At 73.0% G+C, this 17,673-nt stretch carries 16 protein-coding genes; 2 read left to right on the top strand and 14 right to left on the bottom strand.

Translation table 11 applies throughout. From position 1 onward, the window contains the following. Nucleotides 1-129 precede the first annotated feature (129 nt). The 9 genes from ACQEVM_RS11025 to ACQEVM_RS10985 all read right to left on the bottom strand — a co-directional run bounded on the left by ACQEVM_RS11025 (nt 130) and on the right by ACQEVM_RS10985 (nt 9,277). A complete protein-coding gene (locus ACQEVM_RS11025) occupies nt 130-615 on the bottom strand; it encodes a DUF3574 domain-containing protein (RefSeq protein WP_433077419.1) in 486 nt (161 codons plus the stop codon). 71 nt (nt 616-686) lie between these two features. After that, the gene (locus ACQEVM_RS11020) at nt 687-1,616 is read right to left on the bottom strand and encodes a DNA-binding protein (RefSeq protein WP_433077417.1); all 930 of its coding nucleotides are present in this window, start codon (nt 1,614-1,616) and stop codon (nt 687-689) included. Then, nucleotides 1,586-2,800 carry an MAB_1171c family putative transporter gene (locus ACQEVM_RS11015; RefSeq protein ID WP_433077415.1) on the bottom strand — a complete coding sequence of 405 codons (1,215 nt, stop codon included), beginning with the start codon at nt 2,798-2,800 and terminating at the stop codon, nt 1,586-1,588. The genes ACQEVM_RS11020 and ACQEVM_RS11015 overlap by 31 nt, the downstream gene beginning before the upstream one ends. Further along, nucleotides 2,797-3,366, bottom strand: coding sequence for a toxin (locus tag ACQEVM_RS11010; protein WP_433077413.1), 570 nt, complete (start codon nt 3,364-3,366; stop codon nt 2,797-2,799). The genes ACQEVM_RS11015 and ACQEVM_RS11010 overlap by 4 nt, the downstream gene beginning before the upstream one ends. A gap of 266 nt (nt 3,367-3,632) precedes the next feature. Next, nucleotides 3,633-5,690 carry a DNA helicase RecQ gene (gene recQ, locus ACQEVM_RS11005; protein WP_433077411.1) on the bottom strand — a complete coding sequence of 686 codons (2,058 nt, stop codon included), beginning with the start codon at nt 5,688-5,690 and terminating at the stop codon, nt 3,633-3,635. Nucleotides 5,691-5,751: 61 nt separating this feature from the next. After that, nucleotides 5,752-6,261, bottom strand: coding sequence for an O-acetyl-ADP-ribose deacetylase (locus ACQEVM_RS11000; protein ID WP_433077409.1), 510 nt, complete (start codon nt 6,259-6,261; stop codon nt 5,752-5,754). Then, entirely contained in the window at nt 6,261-7,685 is a 1,425-nt protein-coding gene (locus tag ACQEVM_RS10995) for a phytoene desaturase family protein (RefSeq protein ID WP_433079931.1), read from the bottom strand. The genes ACQEVM_RS11000 and ACQEVM_RS10995 overlap by 1 nt, the downstream gene beginning before the upstream one ends. A gap of 93 nt (nt 7,686-7,778) precedes the next feature. Next, nucleotides 7,779-8,603, bottom strand: coding sequence for an inositol monophosphatase family protein (locus tag ACQEVM_RS10990; protein WP_433077407.1), 825 nt, complete (start codon nt 8,601-8,603; stop codon nt 7,779-7,781). A 266-nt stretch (nt 8,604-8,869) separates the two neighbouring features. Next, nucleotides 8,870-9,277, bottom strand: coding sequence for a hypothetical protein (locus tag ACQEVM_RS10985; RefSeq protein WP_433077405.1), 408 nt, complete (start codon nt 9,275-9,277; stop codon nt 8,870-8,872). Nucleotides 9,278-9,411: 134 nt separating this feature from the next. Here ACQEVM_RS10985 and ACQEVM_RS10980 point away from each other — a divergent pair, with 134 nt between their 5' ends. Both ACQEVM_RS10980 and ACQEVM_RS10975 read left to right on the top strand, forming a co-directional pair. Continuing rightward, on the top strand, nt 9,412-10,434 hold the full coding sequence (locus ACQEVM_RS10980) for a hypothetical protein (RefSeq protein ID WP_433077403.1): 1,023 nt from the start codon (nt 9,412-9,414) through the stop codon (nt 10,432-10,434). A gap of 15 nt (nt 10,435-10,449) precedes the next feature. Continuing rightward, nucleotides 10,450-11,106 (top strand): hypothetical protein, encoded by a 657-nt coding sequence (locus ACQEVM_RS10975; protein ID WP_433077401.1) that lies wholly within the window; start codon nt 10,450-10,452, stop codon nt 11,104-11,106. 144 nt (nt 11,107-11,250) lie between these two features. Here ACQEVM_RS10975 and ACQEVM_RS10970 read toward each other — a convergent pair whose 3' ends face one another. From ACQEVM_RS10970 to ACQEVM_RS10950, 5 genes are all read right to left on the bottom strand, one after another. Next, a complete protein-coding gene (locus ACQEVM_RS10970) occupies nt 11,251-12,252 on the bottom strand; it encodes a TIGR03842 family LLM class F420-dependent oxidoreductase (protein WP_351758929.1) in 1,002 nt (333 codons plus the stop codon). Nucleotides 12,253-12,263: 11 nt separating this feature from the next. Further along, a complete protein-coding gene (gene hydA / locus ACQEVM_RS10965) occupies nt 12,264-13,682 on the bottom strand; it encodes a dihydropyrimidinase (RefSeq protein WP_433077398.1) in 1,419 nt (472 codons plus the stop codon). A gap of 19 nt (nt 13,683-13,701) precedes the next feature. Then, entirely contained in the window at nt 13,702-14,955 is a 1,254-nt protein-coding gene (locus ACQEVM_RS10960; RefSeq protein ID WP_433079929.1) for an aspartate aminotransferase family protein, read from the bottom strand. A 38-nt stretch (nt 14,956-14,993) separates the two neighbouring features. After that, entirely contained in the window at nt 14,994-15,836 is an 843-nt protein-coding gene (locus ACQEVM_RS10955) for a nitrilase-related carbon-nitrogen hydrolase (RefSeq protein ID WP_433077396.1), read from the bottom strand. A 183-nt stretch (nt 15,837-16,019) separates the two neighbouring features. Next, nucleotides 16,020-17,648, bottom strand: a complete 1,629-nt coding sequence (locus ACQEVM_RS10950) for a hypothetical protein (RefSeq protein WP_433077394.1) — start codon at nt 17,646-17,648, stop codon at nt 16,020-16,022. Between the last annotated feature and the right edge of the window lie 25 nt (nt 17,649-17,673).

Genomic DNA, 17,673 nt, shown 5'->3' with positions numbered 1-17,673 from the left:
CCGAGGGCTCGCCCCGGGGCGCTGCGGTCGCGCCGGCCCGGGGCGCCCCGACCGGGCGTCCGGGGCAGGCGGCGACGGCCGGGACCCGGGATGAGACCCGGGTCGAGGCCCGTCGGGCGGCCGGGCCCGTCAGAAGTCGGCGCGGACCAGGGCGTCGGCGCGGCCGACGGACTCCAGCTCCCAGGTCTTGCAGTAGAGGCGGCGGATGTACTCGATGTCGGCGTCCCGCGCCCGGGCCTCGCCCACCGGGTAGAGGACCGTCAGCTCGTAGGACTTCTCCCGGTTGATGTCGCCCTCCTTGTCCCTCCACTGGCCGCGCGCCTCCTGGAGGGTGAGGCCGGACGGGAAGCGGGGGGTGATCACGTCGGTGACGAACTTGTCGAACTGCGCCTCGGTGATCGGCGGGTTGCCGTTGTGCCGGCCGGTGCCGAAGTAGAGGTGGGTGGACACGTAGGCGCTGCCCCGGCTGCCGGGCGCCGGTTCCTGGTTCGCCACCGAGGCGGCGGCGGGCGACTGCGGGGCCGTGTCGAGCGCGGGGCTGCCGGCGGCGAAGAAGAGCACGGCCGCCGTGAGCACGGCCGCCGCCGCGGGCATGGATATTCGGATGTGACGCATGGGATCCCTGTCTGTGAGTGGGTCGCGTCGATGCCCGGGCAGAGTCCCGGTGACGCGGTGGAGGAGGGGTCTCAGGCCCGGCGGTCGCTCCGCGTCACCGGTGCGGGCAGGCACTCCAGGAGGTGGGTCGCCGCGTCCTTGAGCGACGCGGGGACGCGCGGTCCTCGGCGCAGCCCCGTCGCGGCGCCCGCGAGGGTCCGGGTGGTGCGTACGGAACCGATGGCGGCGGCGCGCGGGGCCAGGTCCGCGATGAGGTCCAGCGCGTCCGTCCAGGCCCCGGCGCGGGCCAGGGCCGCGAGGAGCTCCGCGCGGAAGAGGTGCCGGTAGGACGGCCCGGGGGCGGTGGCCGCCCGGTGCAGCAGGGGCAGGGCCCGGTCCCAGTCGCCCAGCCGGGCCAGGACCCAGCCCTCGTGGCCGAGCAGTTCGCTCTCGTCGATCCACCAGGCCCAGTGCGGGTCGTGCCGGGACAGGCCGTCGAGGAACCGGCCGCGGGCCCGCGAGATCAGCCGGCGGGACTCGCGCCGGCCGCCCAGCAGGGCGGTCGCGTGGGCCTGCCGGATCAGGACGAGGCTGTCCACCCGGGCGGGCAGCGGGCGCGGACCGGTCACCCGGGCCGCCGTCTCCAGGGCGCCCCGGGGGTCTCCGGCGGCCGTCTGGAGCATGCTGTGGTTCAGCAGGGTGAGCCGTTCGGTCCAGCGGTCCCCGCAGAGCCCCGCGAGGGTGAGGGCCCGCGTGTTGGCGCGGTGCGCCTGCCGGTGGAGCCCCGCGTCGAAGAGGATCCAGCCGACGACCTCGCTCAGTTCGGCCACGGCGGCGACCCGATCGAGGTCCCGGCGGCGGGCGGGCGCGGGATCGCCCGAGAGTTCGGGGAAGTCCCGCAGGGCCCGGCGTACGGCGGGCAGCGCGGCCGTCGCGCCGTGCGCGGCGTCCAGGGCCACGAGGCGTTCCACGGTGCGGGCGGCGGGCGGGGTCACGACGCGCCGGTCCGGGCGGCGGGCCACCGGCCGTCCTGGCCCAGGGCGGTGAACGACGAGGCGACCTCGGTCAGCCACTGCACCTCGTCGCGGAAGTCCTCGTACGGCGGGCGCGCGGGGATCCCGGACGCGTCGTCCTGTTCCGTCCTCTCCTCGGGGGAACGGCTCAGGGCGGCCCGGACCTGGAGGGCTTCGCCCAGGGGCGAGGTCGGGTCGTCCGGGAGGTCCAGGGAGCGGGCGACCCGGGAGAACTCGTCGTAGGACAGCGAGGTGCGCAGCATCAGTTGTCCGTCGCGTATCTCGATGACGCGCCGGTAGAGGCTGTAGTGCAGGTCCCTGGGCGGGAGGAGGTCGCGCGCCCAGGACCGGGGCGGGGCCAACGCGATGTCGGGCAGGGCCTGGTGGAGCGCGCCCCACAGGGGGCGCAGGCACAGGTACGCGCGATAGCTGCGGACCCAGGCCCGTACGCGGGTGAGGTGGATCCCCCAGGAGGGGATGGTCCATCCGGTGACCTGGAGCAGGGCCCCGACGCTGCCGCACGTCCACTGGACGGGGTCGAGTGCCGCTCCGTCGAAGTCCAGTCGGGTGCCGGCGATCTGGATGCTCCGGGTGACGCAGTAGACCAGGATGAGGCTCGCGCCGAGGGTGACGGTGCGCATGCCGGCCGCGAGCCACTGCCGGTTGGCGACCTTGGTGAACCGCAGCGAGAGCCGCACGGTCTCCGCCTGCCCCACCGCGCAGATCAGCAGGTAGAAGAACATGTACAGGGCGTATCGGCCGTCCTGGATGCTCAGCAGGATCGTCGACGTCGCCGTCTCGGACTGTGCCACGGGGCCGACCGCGAAGGAGGCGACGACGAGCACGGCGAGCGCCGCGCCGAAGAACAGGACCCGCTGTCGGGCCATCCGTCGGGCCTGGTCGGGGGGCGCCGACCAGTGGACGAGCACCACCTGTTGCGCGGCGGTGAGGACGACCACCGCGACCTGCGTGATGAGCGAGGTGACGTTGGGCAGGCCGAAGAAGCCGGAGATGTGCAGGCGGAGTTGGTCCAGGTCGACGAGGAAGCTGATGCCGGAGCACAGGAAGTACACGCACAGCGCCCACAGCGCGACGTCGTGCCGTCGGCGCAGCAGGTCCGGGAGCCGGTAGCCGAACGCGGCGAGCCCGACGAAGGCACAGACCCAGGCGAGGACGGTGTAGAGGGTGGTCACTGCTGGTCCGGCTTCCCGAGGCCGCGTTCGATGCGGGCGAGGACGTCGGCGGCCTCCTCCGGGACGGCCCAGGCCTGTTCGACCCACCTTTTCGTGGCCCGGGCCAGGATGAGGGAGGCCATGGTCTCGGCCTCCTGCTCCTCGCCGTCGCTGTAGCGGGAGCGCATGAGCGCGCCCTGGACGGCCGCGGGGTCGACGTCCGCGAACAGCGGACCGGATGCGACACCGTCCAGCCGCACGGACCCCCGGTGCGCGAAGGCGATGTGGGCCAGCTCGTGGGCGATGATGTGTTCCTTGTGGGCGGGCGAGGCCGACTTCTCGAAGGCGACGACGTCGAAGTCGTCCAACTTCAGCCAGATGCCGAGGAGATGGCGTTCGGGGAAGGTCGTCGGAACCAGGTGGATGGGGCGCCCGCGCTGTTCGCTGAGGTACCCGTGGAGTTCCTCGATCCCGCAGCCGTGCCCCATGCCCCACTCCGCGAGCATCTCCTCGCAGGCGCGGCGGACCTTCTTGAGTCGCCGTCTGAGTCGCCTGTCCTCCGAGTTCGGTAACGCAGAGCCAGGCACCTTCATCCTCAGTCCTCCGGCGAAACTCGGCGGCCGCCCTCGCGGCCCGAGGTTCGTGATCCCCGGGCAGACAACGCGGACATGATGCCACACGCACAACTCACCGCCGCGTGGCGTGGGTTCCATCCGGCCACGCGCGACCGCGGCCCGCCGTCGAGTGGCGACGGCGGGCCGGGCGGCCGTTCAGGGGAGCCGACGCTCCGCCGCGTCCTGGGTCCCGTCGTCGAAGTGGCGCCGCGGGCCAGGCGAGACTTCGACGACCGGGCCTAGTGCCAGTCGTCCCAGGGTGCGTCGGCCTCGTCCATGTCGGAGGGCGGCTCGTCCTCGTCGCGCGGCGGCTCCGACCCGTCCCGAGCCGAAGCCGGGGCGTGGGCGGACGCGGGGGCTCCGGTGGTCGGGGCTCCGGTGGTGGGGGCTCCGGTGGTGGGGGCTCCGGGGGTCGGGGCGTCCCGCACCGCCGGCGGGGCACCGCCCGATTCGGCCAGGGTGGCCAGGATGCCCTCGGCGTACTTGGTGAGCTTCGCCTCGCCGATGCCGTTGATCTCCCCCAGCTCGCCGGCGGTGCCGGGCAGCCGGGTCGCGATCTCCCGCAGCGTCGCGTCGTGGAAGACGACGTACGCCGGCACGCCCTGCTCCCGCGCGGTCTCGGCCCGCCACGCGCGGAGCGCCTCGAAGACCGGTACGGCGGTCGCGGGCAGGTCGACGGGCACGCGCGCGCCCTTCCCGGAACGGGACCCGGACTCCTTGCGGCCCGCGCCGGCCGGCGCGGCCTTCTCCTTGCGCAACGGGACGGTGCGCCGGCCGCCCAGCACCTCGCCGCTGGCCTCGGTGAGGACCAGCGTGCCGTACTCGCCCTCCACGGCCAGCAGTCCCATCGCGAGCAGTTGCCGTACGACCCCGCGCCACTCGGCGGTGCCGAGATCCGCGCCGACCCCGAACACGGAGAGGCCGTCGTGGTCGAACTGGATGACCTTCGCGGTCTTCTTGCCCTGGAGGATGTCGATGATCTGGCCGGCGCCGAACTTCTGCCGTCGCTCGTTGGCCAGCCGCCACACCGTGGACAGCAGCTTCTGCGAGGCGACCGTCCCGTCCCACGACTCGGCCGGTGTCAGACAGGTGTCGCAGTTGCCGCAGGGCTCGCCGGACTGACCGAAGTACGCCAGGAGCCGCACGCGCCGGCAGTCGACGGTCTCGCACAACGCCAGCATCGCGTCCAGATGGGCGGCCAGCGAACGGCGCCGCGTGTCGTCGCCCTCGGAGCCCTCGATCAGCTTCCGCTGCTGGACCACGTCCTGGAGGCCGTACGCCAGCCAGGCCGTGGCCGGCTCGCCGTCGCGTCCGGCGCGGCCGGTCTCCTGGTAGTAGCCCTCGACGGACTTCGGCAGGTCCAGGTGCGCCACGAACCGCACGTCCGGCTTGTCGATGCCCATGCCGAAGGCGATGGTGGCGACGACCACGACCCCGTCCTCCCGCAGGAACCGCGACTGGTTCGCCGCACGGGTGCGGGCGTCCATGCCCGCGTGGTAGGCCACGGCGTCGATGCCGTTCTCCACCAGGGCCGCCGCCGTCTTCTCCACGGAGGCGCGCGACAGGCAGTAGACGACCCCCGCGTCCCCGGGGTGCTCGGCGCGGATCAGGTCCAGCAGCTGCCGGAGCGGGTTGTTCTTGGGGACGATCCGGTACTGGATGTTCGGCCGGTCGAAGCTCGCGACGAAGTGCCGGCCCTCCTCCAGCCCCAGCCGCGACGCGATCTCGCCGTGCGTCGCCTCGGTGGCCGTCGCGGTCAGCGCGATCCGCGGCACCTTGGGCCAGCGCTCGTGCAGCATCGACAGGGCGAGGTAGTCGGGGCGGAAGTCGTGCCCCCACTGGGCCACGCAGTGCGCCTCGTCGATCGCGAAGAGCGACACCCTGCCCTGGTCGAGGAGCCGCTGCGTCCCCTCGGTGCGCAGCCGCTCGGGTGCCAGGTAGAGCAGGTCCAGCTCGTCGGCGAGGAAGGCCCGCTCGACGCCGCGGCGCTCGTCCGCGTCCTGGGTGGAGTTGAGGAACCCGGCCCGCACCCCGAGGGCCCGGAGGGCGTCGACCTGGTCCTGCATGAGCGCGATCAGGGGCGAGACCACCACGCCCGTGCCCTCTCTGACCAGCGCCGGGATCTGGTAGCAGAGCGATTTGCCGCCGCCGGTGGGCATCAGCACGAGCGCGTCGCCGCCTTCGACGACGTGCTGGATGATCTGCTGCTGCTCGCCGCGGAAGGAGTCGTAACCGAAGACCCGGTGGAGCACCTGCAAGGCGTCGGGGATCTCAGTGGGCGCGTCCGAAAGGGTCATACCGGAAGCCTAGCGACCGTCTCCGACACCGGGGTCCATGATCGGCCGGCCCGGACAAGGATCACAGGGCCGCGGCGAAGGTCTCGTACGCCTCGGTCCCGAAGAGCACGAACCGGACCTCCTCCACCGAGGTCCCGGACGCCCGCACCGTCTCGATCGCGATCCGCGCCCCGTCGTCCATCGGCCAGCCGTAGATCCCGGTGGAGATGGCCGGGAAGGCGACCGTACGGGCGCCCAGCTCGTCCGCGACGCGCAGCGACTCGCGGTAGCAGGACGCCAACAGCTCCGACCGGTCGTCGTCCGGGGACCAGACCGGTCCCACGGTGTGGATCACGTGCCGGGCCGGGAGTCGGCCCGCCGTCGTGGCGACGGCCCGGCCCGTCGGGAGGCCCTTGCCGTAGTGGGAGCGCCGCAGGTCCTCGCAGGCGGCAAGGATCTCCGGGCCGCCCCGCCGGTGGATCGCGCCGTCCACTCCCCCGCCGCCGAGCAGCGAGGAATTGGCCGCGTTGACGACCGCGTCCACCTCCTCGGTGGTGATGTCCCCCCGCACCAGGGTGATGCGCGCGGGCATCAGGTCGCCTTCCGCAGGTGGCGCCAGACGGCCTTGGCGGCGTTGTGCCCCGACATCCCGTGCACCCCGGGCCCCGGCGGCGTGGCGGCCGAGCACAGGAACACCGCCGGGTGGGCGGTGGTGTACGGGAAGAGGCTGATCTTGGGGCGGAGCAGCAGTTGCAGGCCCGAGGCGGCGCCGCAGGCGATGTCCCCGCCGACGTAGTTGGCGTTGCGGGCGGCGATCCGGGGCGGGCCGGCGGTGGCACGGGCCAGCACCAGGTCGCGGAACCCCGGTGCGAAACGCTCCAGTTGGCGCTCGACGGCGTCGGTGAGGTCGCCCTCCCAACCCGCCGGCACGTGCCCGTACGCCCAGAAGGTGTGCTTGCCCTCGGGGGCCCGGCCGGGATCGACGAGGCTGGGCTGGGCGGTGATCAGGAAGGGGGTGCGGGGCGCCCGCCCGCCCGAGGCCAGTTGCAGGGCGGCGTCGATGTCGCGGGTGCGCGGGCCGATCTGCACGGTGCCGGCCCGGCGGGGCTCCTCGGCGGTCCAGGGCACCGGACCGTCCAGCGCGTAGTCGATCTTGAACACGGAGGCCCCGTACCGGTAGCCGTCGTAGACGCGCCCCAGGCCTGCGATGCGGGCCAGAGCGGTCGGCGAGGTGTCGAAGACGTACGCGCGGGCCGGCGGCAGGTCGTCGAGCCGTTTGACCTCGAAGTCCGTGTGGACGCTTCCCCCGAGGTCGCGCAGGTACGCGGCGAGGGCGTCCGAGATGGCCTGCGAACCGCCACGCGGCATCGGCCAGCCGCCCGCGTGCGCGGCGAGGGCGAAGACCAGGCCGATCGCACCCGTTCCGATGCCGCCGAGCGGGGCGATGGCATGGGCCACGAGCCCGGCGAACAGGGCGCGGGCCCGGTCGTCCCGGAAGCGGCGCAGCAGCCAGGTGGAGGGCGGCAGTCCGTCCAGCCCGAACCGGGCCAGGGTGAGCGGGTCGCGGGGCAGCGCGGTGGAGGGCAGCGACATGAAGTCCCGTGCCAGGGTGTCCCACTTGCCGAGGTACGGCTGGACGAGCCGGCGGTACGTGCCCGCGTCGCGGGGCCCGAAGGAAGCGGCCGTCTCCGCGACCGAGCGGGACAGCACCGCGGCCGTGCCGTCGTCGAAGGGGTGCGCCATCGGCAGCGGGGCGTGCAGCCACTCCAGGCCGTGGCGCTTGAGCGGCATCGTCGCGAACACCGGGGAACCGGCGCCGAGCGGATGCACGGCCGAGCAGGGGTCGTGTCGGAAGCCGGGGAGGGTGAGTTCCTCCGTCCGGGCTCCCCCGCCGACGGTCCCCTTCGCCTCGAACACGGCCACCGAGAAGCCACGCCGGGCCAGTTCGACGGCGGCCGTCAGGCCGTTGGGCCCCGCCCCCACCACGACTGCGTCGAGAATCGACGACACTGACAGCTCCTTCGTCCGGCGGCGGCTCCGCCCACAGGATGCGGCATCACGTCCAGGATATGGGTCTCGCCCGCACGGATCCGGGGTGGGGCGGCGCGGTCACGCTCCGCGCAGGAGGTCGCGGACCCGGACGGCGGTGGCCTCGTCGCGGCCCACCGCGAACGGCAGCGCGTTGTCCCGGTCCACTCGGAAGGGGACCCCGTCGACCGTGGTCTGGGCGCCACCGGCCTCCGCGACGAGCAGCAGGCCCGCCGCGTGGTCCCAAGCCGAGGGCCAGGTGAAGGCCAGGGCGTCCATCTCGCCGCGCGCCACCTTCAGGTACTCCAGGCCCGCCGAACCGCACGGCCGGGCCGCGACCCCGGGGACGTCGAGCCGGGCGAGCCGCCGCTTGTCCTCCTCCGAGGTGTACAGCGGGTGCGCGATGGCGATCCGCAGGTCGGCGCCCGGTTCCGGCGAACCGCTGCGGATGCGCGTCCCGTTGACGTGCGCGCCCTGTCCGCGCACGGCGGTGGCCAGCTCGTCCAGGGCCGGGGCGAAGGTCCAGGAGGCGAGGATCTCCCCGCGCACGGCCAGCGCCACCAGGGTGCAGAAGTTGGGGTCGCCGGCGACGAACTGCCGGGTGCCGTCGACGGGGTCCACGATCCACACGGGCGCGTCGGCGCGCAGCGCCTCGTACACGGTGGGGTCGGCGTGCACCGCTTCCTCGCCGACCACCGCCGAGCCGGGCAGCAGCTTCGTCAGGGCGAGCGTCAGGTGCTCCTCGGCCCTGCGGTCGGCGACGGTCACGAGGTCGTGCGGGCCGCTCTTCTGGTCCACCTCGTGGTCCGCGAGCTGCCGGAACCTCGGCATGATCTCGACCGCGGCCGCCTCGCGGACGGCCTCCTCGACGGCGGACAGGTCACGGGCCAGGAATTCATCGATCATGTGTCCAGCAAAGCACGACCGTCCGACAATCCCCACCGACGGTCCCCCACGGCCGCCCGGACACGAGGTGACGCCCGGGTGAACCGGCCCGGGGCGCGCCCCGGGATCGCACGGCAGGCGGAGCCCCCGGTGCGCGTGGCCGCCGCTTCCCCGCGGGGCATCCCCGCGGACGGGATCGGCCTTCCTCGACCGCGCCGCGCTCCGCTCCCGCTCCGGGCCGACCCCGCTCCGGTTCCGGCCGGCCTTCCCCGGGATCCGGCTTCCGGTCAGGGGGTGTCGTCGCCTCCGGTCTGCCGGATCCGGGAGCTGCCGGTGCCCTTCGCCCGCTGCCTGAACCGATCCGCGGGCGAGGCCGACCCGGCCCCACCGCGTCGAGGCACCCGGTTGCCGACGACCTGCTCGACGACCGCCCGGTCGCCGGCCTCGGCGATCTGCTCCACCGACCGGCCCCCGCCCGGCGTCGGCGAGGGCGGGGCCGTCCGCGAACTCCACCGCGTCAGGCCGAACAGCAACGCCGCGGCGACGACGGTGCCGGTCGTGGCGGCCAGGGCCCAGCGATCTCCGCTGTCACCGGGCAGCCACCCCCAGGAGGCCGCTCGGACGAGCCACACCACGCAGGCGAACGCGGCCACGGACGAAACCGCCGCCACCGTCCGCCGCAAGGGATCCGACATCGCCCACCACCCTCTCCGACAGCCTCCCGCGAGCGGTCGACCGACACCGGCACTGCGACCAACATGGCACAGCCGGCGGCCTCTTGTACGGATCCGGCTGCACTCGATCATGTTCACCGCACAGACTGGCGAGCATGAGCGCACGCTTCCCGGCAGACGGCACCGAACCCTCCGAGGGGATCCACGTCGAAGCCCGGGTGCAGGGGCAGGGGCAGGCCTACCAGGTCGTCCAGGGCACCCAGAAGATCGTCCACCACCATCATTACCCGGGCAGCGAGCCCGCCCCGCCGCTCGGCCTCCCGGAGCTGCGGCTGTGGATCAAACGGCTCGCATCCGACTACCGCACGCTCGTCGCCGACGGGACCGTGACACCGGGGCGGCGCCAGGCGGTGGCCCACCGCCGACAACTCGACTGCCTGTCGGACGAGTTGGCCGGAACGGCCGGCCATCGGGAGGGCCGGGAGCAACTGCGCCGTCTCCTGGCGGCGGGCGCCGCCCAATACCTCGACCGGGCCACGCCGGTACCGGACGGCGCGCTCCCGGAAACGGTCATGGTCGACCTCGTGGTCTTCGCGCTCTGGCCGGTGGTCCAGACACCGCGGCCGGCCGATGGCTGGCAGGACCACCTGGCGGAACTCACCACCCCGCGGCTGGCCGCCTTCGTCGCCGGAGCCCGGGACGCGGCCGGGCGCGGGCGACCGATCGCCCCGGAGGCGTTCGGCCGCGCACTCGCCGGCAAGCCGTTCGCCCCTGGAATCCTGGCCCTGTTGGACGACCTGGACGACCCACGCGGGGGCGGTGCCAGTCTCACGGCCCTCGCACTGGCCGGCCGATACGCCCGACCGCCGCAAAAGGCCGGCGCCAAGGCGCTGCTGGCATGGCTCCTGGGTGCGGGCGCGGTGGGCGCGGTGGGCGGCGCCGGCGCGGCCTCCGCCGGGGACTTCGCGGATCGGGCGTGGCAGTGGCTCCACGACGCGGGGCGCGGGAGCACTCACCAGGGTTCCGGCGGCCCGGACATGGGCGACGACGAGGATATCGACCAGCACCGCGGAGGGGGACGGGCTTCGCACGGCGCGGGTCACCCTCACGGCGCGGTTCCCTCTCACGGCTCCGGTCACGACGCCGTCGGCGACTTCATCGACGATCTCTTCTCCTGAGAGCAGGTGGCCCCGGTGAGTCCGATGGAGTTCATCCAACAGGCCCTGATCACCGTATTGATCACCAGTGCCGGATGGATCGGATCGACTTTGCTGCTGTACCTGATGAGCTTCGGGCACATCAAGACGATCCGTCTGCTCCTGAAGGTGCGTCGCTCGCTCGCGCATGTCCCTGCGGGCAGCGTCTTCCACTGTCGGTCCGGGGAGGTGACGGTCACCCGTTACGACCAGACCCTCGACGAGGACGTCACCCTGTCCTTCGTCCGCTTCTCGTGGCCCACGCTCCTGAGGTGGAAGACGGGTACCGGGAAGTCGAAGGCGCGCTTCCACAGGCGGTTGCGGGGGGAGCTGTTCTGGCGCACCGCGCTGCTCGTCCTCGTCACCGTGCCCCTCTTCGCCGGGGTCCTCTGGCTCACCCTCGTGTCCGATCCGCTCTGGGGGTACCTCCTGATCTTCCTGGTGGCACACCAGACCCTGCTTGCCGTCATCAGCCGCGTCTTCTTCTTCAAGTTCTGGGCCCTCGGCATGGTGACGACCTATCTCTTCCTGCACAAGGTCAGCCTGTGGCACCCCTCCCCGGAGGTCGCCGCTCCCCTGTTCTGCGGGTTCATGCTCCTCTCGATGGGCGTGCTCGCCCTGATCTTCCGGCAAGAACGGAAGCCGGCCACGTAGGGCACCGCCCCGTCCGACCCGGGCGCCCAGGCCGTCTCTTCCGGATCTTGCCTGACCCGCGCCGCCCGGCACGATCCGAAAGAGACGACCCAGCCGTCTGCCCGGGCCCGTACACGGTGCCCCTGCCCGTCGGTCGGTACCGGCTCAGCCGGCGAGTACCGGGATGACGTGCTCGCCGTAGGCGTCGATCACCGCCTCGCGGGCGTCGTGCATGGCGTACACGGCGAACTGGTCCACGCCCAGGTCGCGCAGGGTGCGCAGCTTCTCGATGTGGGCCTCGGGCGGGCCCAGGAGACAGAACCGGTCCACGATCTCGTCGGGGACGAAGTCGGCGGAGGGGTTCCCCGCGCGGCCGTGGTGGCTGTAGTCGTAGCCCTGGCGGGCCTTGACGTACTCGGTGAGGGCGTCCGGGACCATCGCGGAGTGCTCGCCGTAGCGGGAGACGAGGTCGGCGACGTGGTTGCCGACCATGCCGCCGAACCAGCGGCACTGGTCGCGCGCGTGGTCCAGGTCGTCCCCGACGTAGGCCGGGGCCGCCACGCAGATGGTGATCGCGTTCGGGTCGCGGCCGGCCGCCGTGGCGGCCTCGCGGACCGACCTGACCATCCACTCGGTGAGGTAGGGGTCGGCGAGCTGGAGGATGAACCCGTCGGCCTTCTGGCCGGCGAGGGCCAGTGCCTTGGGTCCGTAGGCGGCCATCCACACGGGAAGTTCGCCGTCCCGGATCCACGGGATGCGCAGGCGCTGCCCGTCGACCTCGGCCTCACGGCCCTCGGCCAGGTCCCTGATGACGTCGATGGCCTCGCCCAGGCGGGCCAGGGTGTTGGGCTTGCGTCCGGCGACCCTCATCGCGGAGTCCCCGCGGCCGATCCCGCAGACGGTGCGGTTGCCGTACATGTCGTTGAGGGTGGCGAAGGTGGAGGCGGTGACCTCCCACGTGCGGGTTCCGGGGTTGGTGACCATCGGTCCGACGCGCATCAGCCGGGTGTGTTCCAGGATCTGGCTGTAGATGACGAACGGCTCCTGCCACAGCACGGCGGAGTCGAAGGTCCAGCCGTAGCGGAAGCCGTTGCGTTCGCCGCGGCGCATGAGGCTGACGACCCCGGAGGCGGGCGGGTCGGTCTGGAGGACGAGGCCGAAGTCCATGGGGCGGCTCCTTACAGGTACTGGCAGGTGGAGCGGGGGACGAAGGCCCCGTGGCCGGCTCGTCCCGTGTACTCGCGCCGGTCGATGACGAGTTCGCCGCGCGAGAGCACGGTGTCGACGCGTCCGGTGATCCGCTTGCCCTCGTACGCCGAGTAGTCCACGTTCATGTGGTGCGTCTCGGCGGAGATGACCTGCTCGGCGTGCGGATCGTAGAGGACGATGTCGGCGTCGGCGCCGGGCGCGATGGTGCCCTTCCGGGGGTAGAGGCCGAACATCCGGGCCGGGTTCGCGCAGGCGATCTCGATCCAGCGGCGGCGGCTGATGTGTCCGTCGAGGACGGCCTGGTGGAGGAGGTCCATGCGGTTCTCCACGCCGGGCAGCCCGTTGGGGATCTTCGAGAAGTCCCCGCGGCCCAGTTCCTTCTGGCCCTGGAAGCAGAACGGACAGTGGTCGGTGGAGACCACCTGGAGGTCGTCGGTCCGCAGGCCCCGCCACAGCGCCGCCTGGTGCTCGCGGGGCCTCAGCGGGGTGGAACAGACGTACTTGGCGCCCTGGAAGTCCGGCTCCGCCAGGTTGTCGGTTGACAGGAACAGGTACTGCGGGCAGGTCTCCCCGAAGACCGGCAGGCCCTTGTCGCGGGCGACGGCGAGTTCCGCCACCGCCTCCTCGGCCGACACGTGGACCACGTACAGGGGGGAGCCGGCGACCCGGGCGAGCTGGATGGCCCGGTGGGTGGCCTCGGCTTCGAGGAGGACCTTGCGGACCTCGCCGTGGTGGCGGGGATCGGTCTCCCCTCGGGCGAGGGCCTGTTCGACGAGGACGTCGATGGCGATGCCGTTCTCGGCGTGCATCATGATCAGTCCGCCGTTGCCGGAGGCCCGCTGCATGGCGCGCAGGATCTGACCGTCGTCGCTGTAGAACACCCCGGGGTAGGCCATGAAGAGCTTGAAGGAGGTGACCCCCTCCCCCACCAGGAGGTCCATCTCCTTGAGGGTGCCCTCGTTGACGTCGGACAGGATCATGTGGAAGCCGTAGTCGACGGCGCAGTTGCCGTCGGCCTTGTCGTACCAGGTGTCGAGGCCCTGGCGAAGGGACTGGCCCATCGTCTGCACCGCGAAGTCGACGATGGTGGTGGTGCCGCCCCACGCGGCGGCCCGGGTGCCCGTCTCGAAGGTGTCGGACGCGGCGGTCCCGCCGAAGGGCAGTTCCATGTGGGTGTGCGCGTCGACGCCGCCGGGGATGACGTACTTCCCGCTCGCGTCGATGGTGCGGTCCACCGTCGTGCGGTCGGATGAGGCCCAGGCCTCGGCGGTGGCCGAGCCGTGGGCCGCGAGCGCCGCCACCCGGCCGTCCTCGATGAGGACGTCCGCGTGGAGCTCGTCGGCGGCCGTGACGACGAGGCCGTCACGGATCAGGGTGCGGGTGGTCATGTACGTCTCCCCCGGAGGGCTAGAGGGCGGTGCGCAGGGCCTGTTCGAGGATGTCGGCGCCCTCTTCCGCCTCGGCGACGGTGAGGGACAGCGGCGGCGCGATGCGCAGCACGCTGGTGTCGTGCCCGCCTCCCTTGCCGAGCAGCAGGCCGCGTTCGCGGGCGGCTTCCAGTACGGCTGCGGCCGCTTCGGGGTCGGCGCGGTCGGTGCCGGGCCTCGTCAGCTCCAGGCCGGCCATCAGGCCCCGGCCGCGCACCTCGCGGACGGCGGGCACGCCGGCGGTGACGGCGCGCAGTCGTTCCAGGAGGAGGCCCCCGACGCGGCGGGCGTTGCCCTGGAGGTCGTGTTCCAGGAGGTACGAGAGGTTGGCGACGCCGGCCGCCATGGTGACCGGGGAGCCGCCGAAGGTGGAGATGGAGTTGGAGTCGACGCAGTTCATGACCTCGGCGCGGGCCACGACACCGCCGATGGACATGCCGTTGCCGATGCCCTTGGCGAAGGTGAGGATGTCCGGCGGGCCGTTCTGGGCGTGCGCCTGCCAGCCCCAGAAGTGTTCGCCGGTGCGGCCCCAGCCTGTCTGTACCTCGTCGCTGATCCAGAGGATGCCGTGTCGGTCGAGGACCTCGCGGAAGGCCCCGTACAGGCCGTCGGGCGGGGAGGTGAAACCGCCGACGCCCTGGATGGGTTCCGCGATGAGCGCGGCGACTCCGCCGCGCGCCTGGCCGAGCACGTCTTCGAGGTCCGCGACGGCGGCGGCGGTGAACTCGGCGTCGGGCAGTGCCGCGAAGGGGCCCCGGGTGCGCACCGCGCCCTGGACGTAGTACGTCTGGAGCGGCGAGAGGCTGGTCGGGGACCAGCCCCGGTTGCCGGTGATCGAGACGGTGGAGAAGGACCGGCCGTGGTAGCTGTTGCGCATCGCCAGGATCTGGTTGGAGCGGCGGTACGACGTGGCGAGCAGCAGGGCGGTGTCGTTGGCCTCGGTGCCGGAGGTCGTGAAGAAGACCCGTGCGTCCGGGATGCCGGACAGGGCGGCGACGCGTTCGGCCAGTTCGACCATGGGCCGGTTCAGGTACAGGGTGGAGGAGTGGATGATCCGCCCGGCCTGTTCGGAGACGGCCTTGGTGACCTCGGGCAGGGCGTGGGCGGTCATCGTGGTGAGGATGCCGCCGAAGAAGTCGAGGTAGCGGTTGCCGTCGGCGTCCCAGACGTGGCGGCCCTCGCCGTGCGTCAGCTCGATGGGGCGGTCGTAGTAGAGGGCGAGCCACTCGGGCATGACGGTGCGGTGGCGACTGTGCAGGGGGATCGGGTTGGTCACGGCTGTACGAGCCCTCCGTAGGCGTCGGGACGGCGGTCGCGGTAGAAGGCCCACTGGTTGCGGACCTCCTCGATGAGGCCGAAGTCGAGGTCGCGGACGAGGAGTTCCTCTTCCTTGTCGCCGGCGACCTCCCCGACGAACTGACCGCGCGGGTCCACGAAGTAGCTGGTGCCGTAGAACTCGTTGTCCCCGTACTCCTCCTGGCCGACCCGGTTGATGGCGGCGACGAAGTACTCGTTGGCGACGGCCGAGGCGGGTTGTTCCAGCTGCCACAGGTAGGCGGACAGGCCTCGGGAGGTGGCGGACGGGTTGTAGACGAGCTGGGCACCGGCCAGGCCCAGCGCACGCCATCCCTCGGGGAAGTGGCGGTCGTAGCAGATGTACACGCCGACCCGGCCGACGGCCGTGTCGAAGACGGGCCAGCCGAGGTTTCCGGGGCGGAAGTAGAACTTCTCCCAAAAGCCCTTGACCTGCGGGATGTGGTGTTTGCGGTACTTGCCGAGGTAGCTTCCGTCGGCGTCGATGACGGCGGCGGTGTTGTAGTAGAACCCCTCGGACTCCACCTCGAAGACCGGTACGACGATCACCATGCCGGTCTCGCGGGCGAGGTCCTGCATGCGGCGGACGGTCGGGCCGTCGGGGACGGCCTCGGCCCAGCGGTAGTGCTCCGCATCCTGCACCTGGCAGAAGTACGGGGCGTTGAACACCTCCTGGAAGCCGATGATCTGCGCGCCTTGGGCAGCCGCCGCGCGGGCGTGCTCCTCGTGTTTGGCGATCATCGACTCGGTGTCTCCGGTCCAGGTGGCCTGGACGAGCGCGGCGCGGACGACTTGGGCCATGAGCTGCTCCTCGCGACGGGAACGCCGACTTCTACGCACGTAGATGGTGGTGCGTAGGGAGTAGAACGTAGGCCTCGTCACAGCGTGGGGCAAGAGCGCCTTGCGCGGTTGGAGTAGTCGATCGCACTACGTTGGCATGCGGTCATTTCCTGTCATCAGGCGGGCAAATTGATACTCAAGTGGTTACGGAGCAGCGATACCGGCCACCCGCAGGGCATGTGTCAGGTCCCGGTGTCGGGTCCCCGGGAGGGCGCCCGCGGCCCGGAGCAACCTCGGGGCGAACCAGTACGGATCCCGTCGCGCCAGAGCGGCCGCCTCCTCGGCCGTGCGCAGCCGCACGAAGGCGCCGAGCAGGGCGTCGGCCTCCCGTTCCCGACCGGCCGCGCCGAGCGCGAGGGCGGCCTCCGCGATCTCGGCGGCGGGCCGGGCCACCCCCTGGCGCAGCAGCGCGTCGCAGTCGGCGTCCCGACCGGCCACCGCGAGGGCCGCCGCCGCGGCGGCGAGCCGTTCGGGCGGGAGCGAGGCGGCCTCCCAGAGCAGGGTGGCCCAGTCGGCGGTGAGCCCGGCGCGGGTCAACGCGGCGGCGAGCCCGGGCAGTAGTTCGGCCGGCCAGGCCGCCGCCTCGCACAGCAGGGCGTGCGCCTCGCCGGTGCGGCCCCGTGCCCGGAGGTCCGCCAGTGCGGCGGCGAACGCGGCGGTGCGGCGGGGGCCGACGGGGCCGGGCGGGCGCGGCTCCGGACCGGGTGGTGCGGGCTCCGGGGCCGGGGGGCGGGGCCGTCTCGGTTCCGGGTGGCCGAACCGGGCCCCGCGCGGGGCGACGGCCGCCGCGTCGTCCGGGCCGCCCGGCGGCGCGGTGTCGGCGGCCGGGGCGGGCTCCGCCGCCCCGGCGTACCGGGCACCGCCTCCGGAGCGCCGGCCACCGCGCAACCACCGCCCCTCGGCCCGACCGACCGGGGGCTCGGCGGGGGCGGGGGCGGGCGGGGCGTCGACAGCCGGATCGTCATACGGATCGCGAACCGGATCGTCATACGGCTTGTGGGCCGGATCGTCATACGGCTTGTGGGCCGGATCGTCATACGGCTTGCGGGCCGGGGCGCCGGACGGATCGGCGGCCGGGTCCTCAGCCGGGTCGACGGCCACCGCCGCGGCCGGGAGGGGACTCGTGCCGGTTCCGAAGGTGGTGGGTTCCGCAGGGGTGCCGCCGCCCGGGGGCGCCGGGGCATGGGCCTGGGTGTGTGGGGGGCGCCGCCGCGGCACACCGGGCAGGGGGTCGCCGGCCGCGGCGGGGGCGGTGTCCGACCGCGTCCACTCCCGCACCTCGGCCGGATTCATCGGCAGCGCGGCGAGCCGGGCCGTGAGGTCCTCGTGCCGTCCGGCCGCCCGGGCGGCGTCGTCCCGGGTCCAGGCCACCTCCCGCGCCAACGCGGCGGCCTCCACCGGGTCCGGCGTGCCGCCCAGCCGGGCCGTCAGGCTGCGCAGCGCCGCCTCCGAGGCCTCCCGCTGCGCGACGGCCGTCCGGAGGTGGGTCCGCAGTTCGCCCGCGCCGCCCGGGGCCCGGTCCCAGGCCCCGGCGGCGGCGGCGCGCAGCCGGGCCGCGTACTCCACCTCACCGGCCGCAGCCCGGGCGTCGCCCAGCAGGGACGCCACCACGTCCCACGGGGGAATCGCGGCTCCGTCCAGACAGGCCCGCATCCCGTCGGGGTCCCGGCGCAGGAACTCCCCGTACCAGCCCGCCTCGGGATCCAGTCTCCGCGTCAACCCACGCAAATATTCGGCAAGTTGAGCGATCAGCAGCGAAGTCGCCGTCTCCATGGGCGCATTGGATCCCACCCGTGTT

The organism is Streptomyces sp. CA-243310, from assembly GCF_050936775.1.
Classification (GTDB): domain Bacteria; phylum Actinomycetota; class Actinomycetes; order Streptomycetales; family Streptomycetaceae; genus Streptomyces.
The sequence above is the reverse complement of the archived record's forward strand: the minus strand, read 5'-3'. Positions and strand labels throughout refer to the sequence as shown.

What these genes read in the sequence shown, in the direction of transcription:
- hydA (WP_433077398.1), bottom strand. Translation starts at nt 13,682, where the DNA reads ATGACCACCCGCACCCTGATCCGTGACGGCCTCGTCGTCACGGCCGCC.
- ACQEVM_RS11000 (WP_433077409.1), bottom strand. Translation starts at nt 6,261, where the DNA reads ATGCCCGCGCGCATCACCCTGGTGCGGGGGGACATCACCACCGAGGAG.
- ACQEVM_RS10950 (WP_433077394.1), bottom strand. Translation starts at nt 17,648, where the DNA reads ATGGAGACGGCGACTTCGCTGCTGATCGCTCAACTTGCCGAATATTTG.
- ACQEVM_RS10980 (WP_433077403.1), top strand. Translation starts at nt 9,412, where the DNA reads ATGAGCGCACGCTTCCCGGCAGACGGCACCGAACCCTCCGAGGGGATC.
- ACQEVM_RS10960 (WP_433079929.1), bottom strand. Translation starts at nt 14,955, where the DNA reads ATGCCCGAGTGGCTCGCCCTCTACTACGACCGCCCCATCGAGCTGACG.
- ACQEVM_RS10970 (WP_351758929.1), bottom strand. Translation starts at nt 12,252, where the DNA reads ATGGACTTCGGCCTCGTCCTCCAGACCGACCCGCCCGCCTCCGGGGTC.
- ACQEVM_RS10955 (WP_433077396.1), bottom strand. Translation starts at nt 15,836, where the DNA reads ATGGCCCAAGTCGTCCGCGCCGCGCTCGTCCAGGCCACCTGGACCGGA.
- ACQEVM_RS10985 (WP_433077405.1), bottom strand. Translation starts at nt 9,277, where the DNA reads ATGTCGGATCCCTTGCGGCGGACGGTGGCGGCGGTTTCGTCCGTGGCC.
- ACQEVM_RS11025 (WP_433077419.1), bottom strand. Translation starts at nt 615, where the DNA reads ATGCGTCACATCCGAATATCCATGCCCGCGGCGGCGGCCGTGCTCACG.
- recQ (WP_433077411.1), bottom strand. Translation starts at nt 5,690, where the DNA reads ATGACCCTTTCGGACGCGCCCACTGAGATCCCCGACGCCTTGCAGGTG.
- ACQEVM_RS10990 (WP_433077407.1), bottom strand. Translation starts at nt 8,603, where the DNA reads ATGATCGATGAATTCCTGGCCCGTGACCTGTCCGCCGTCGAGGAGGCC.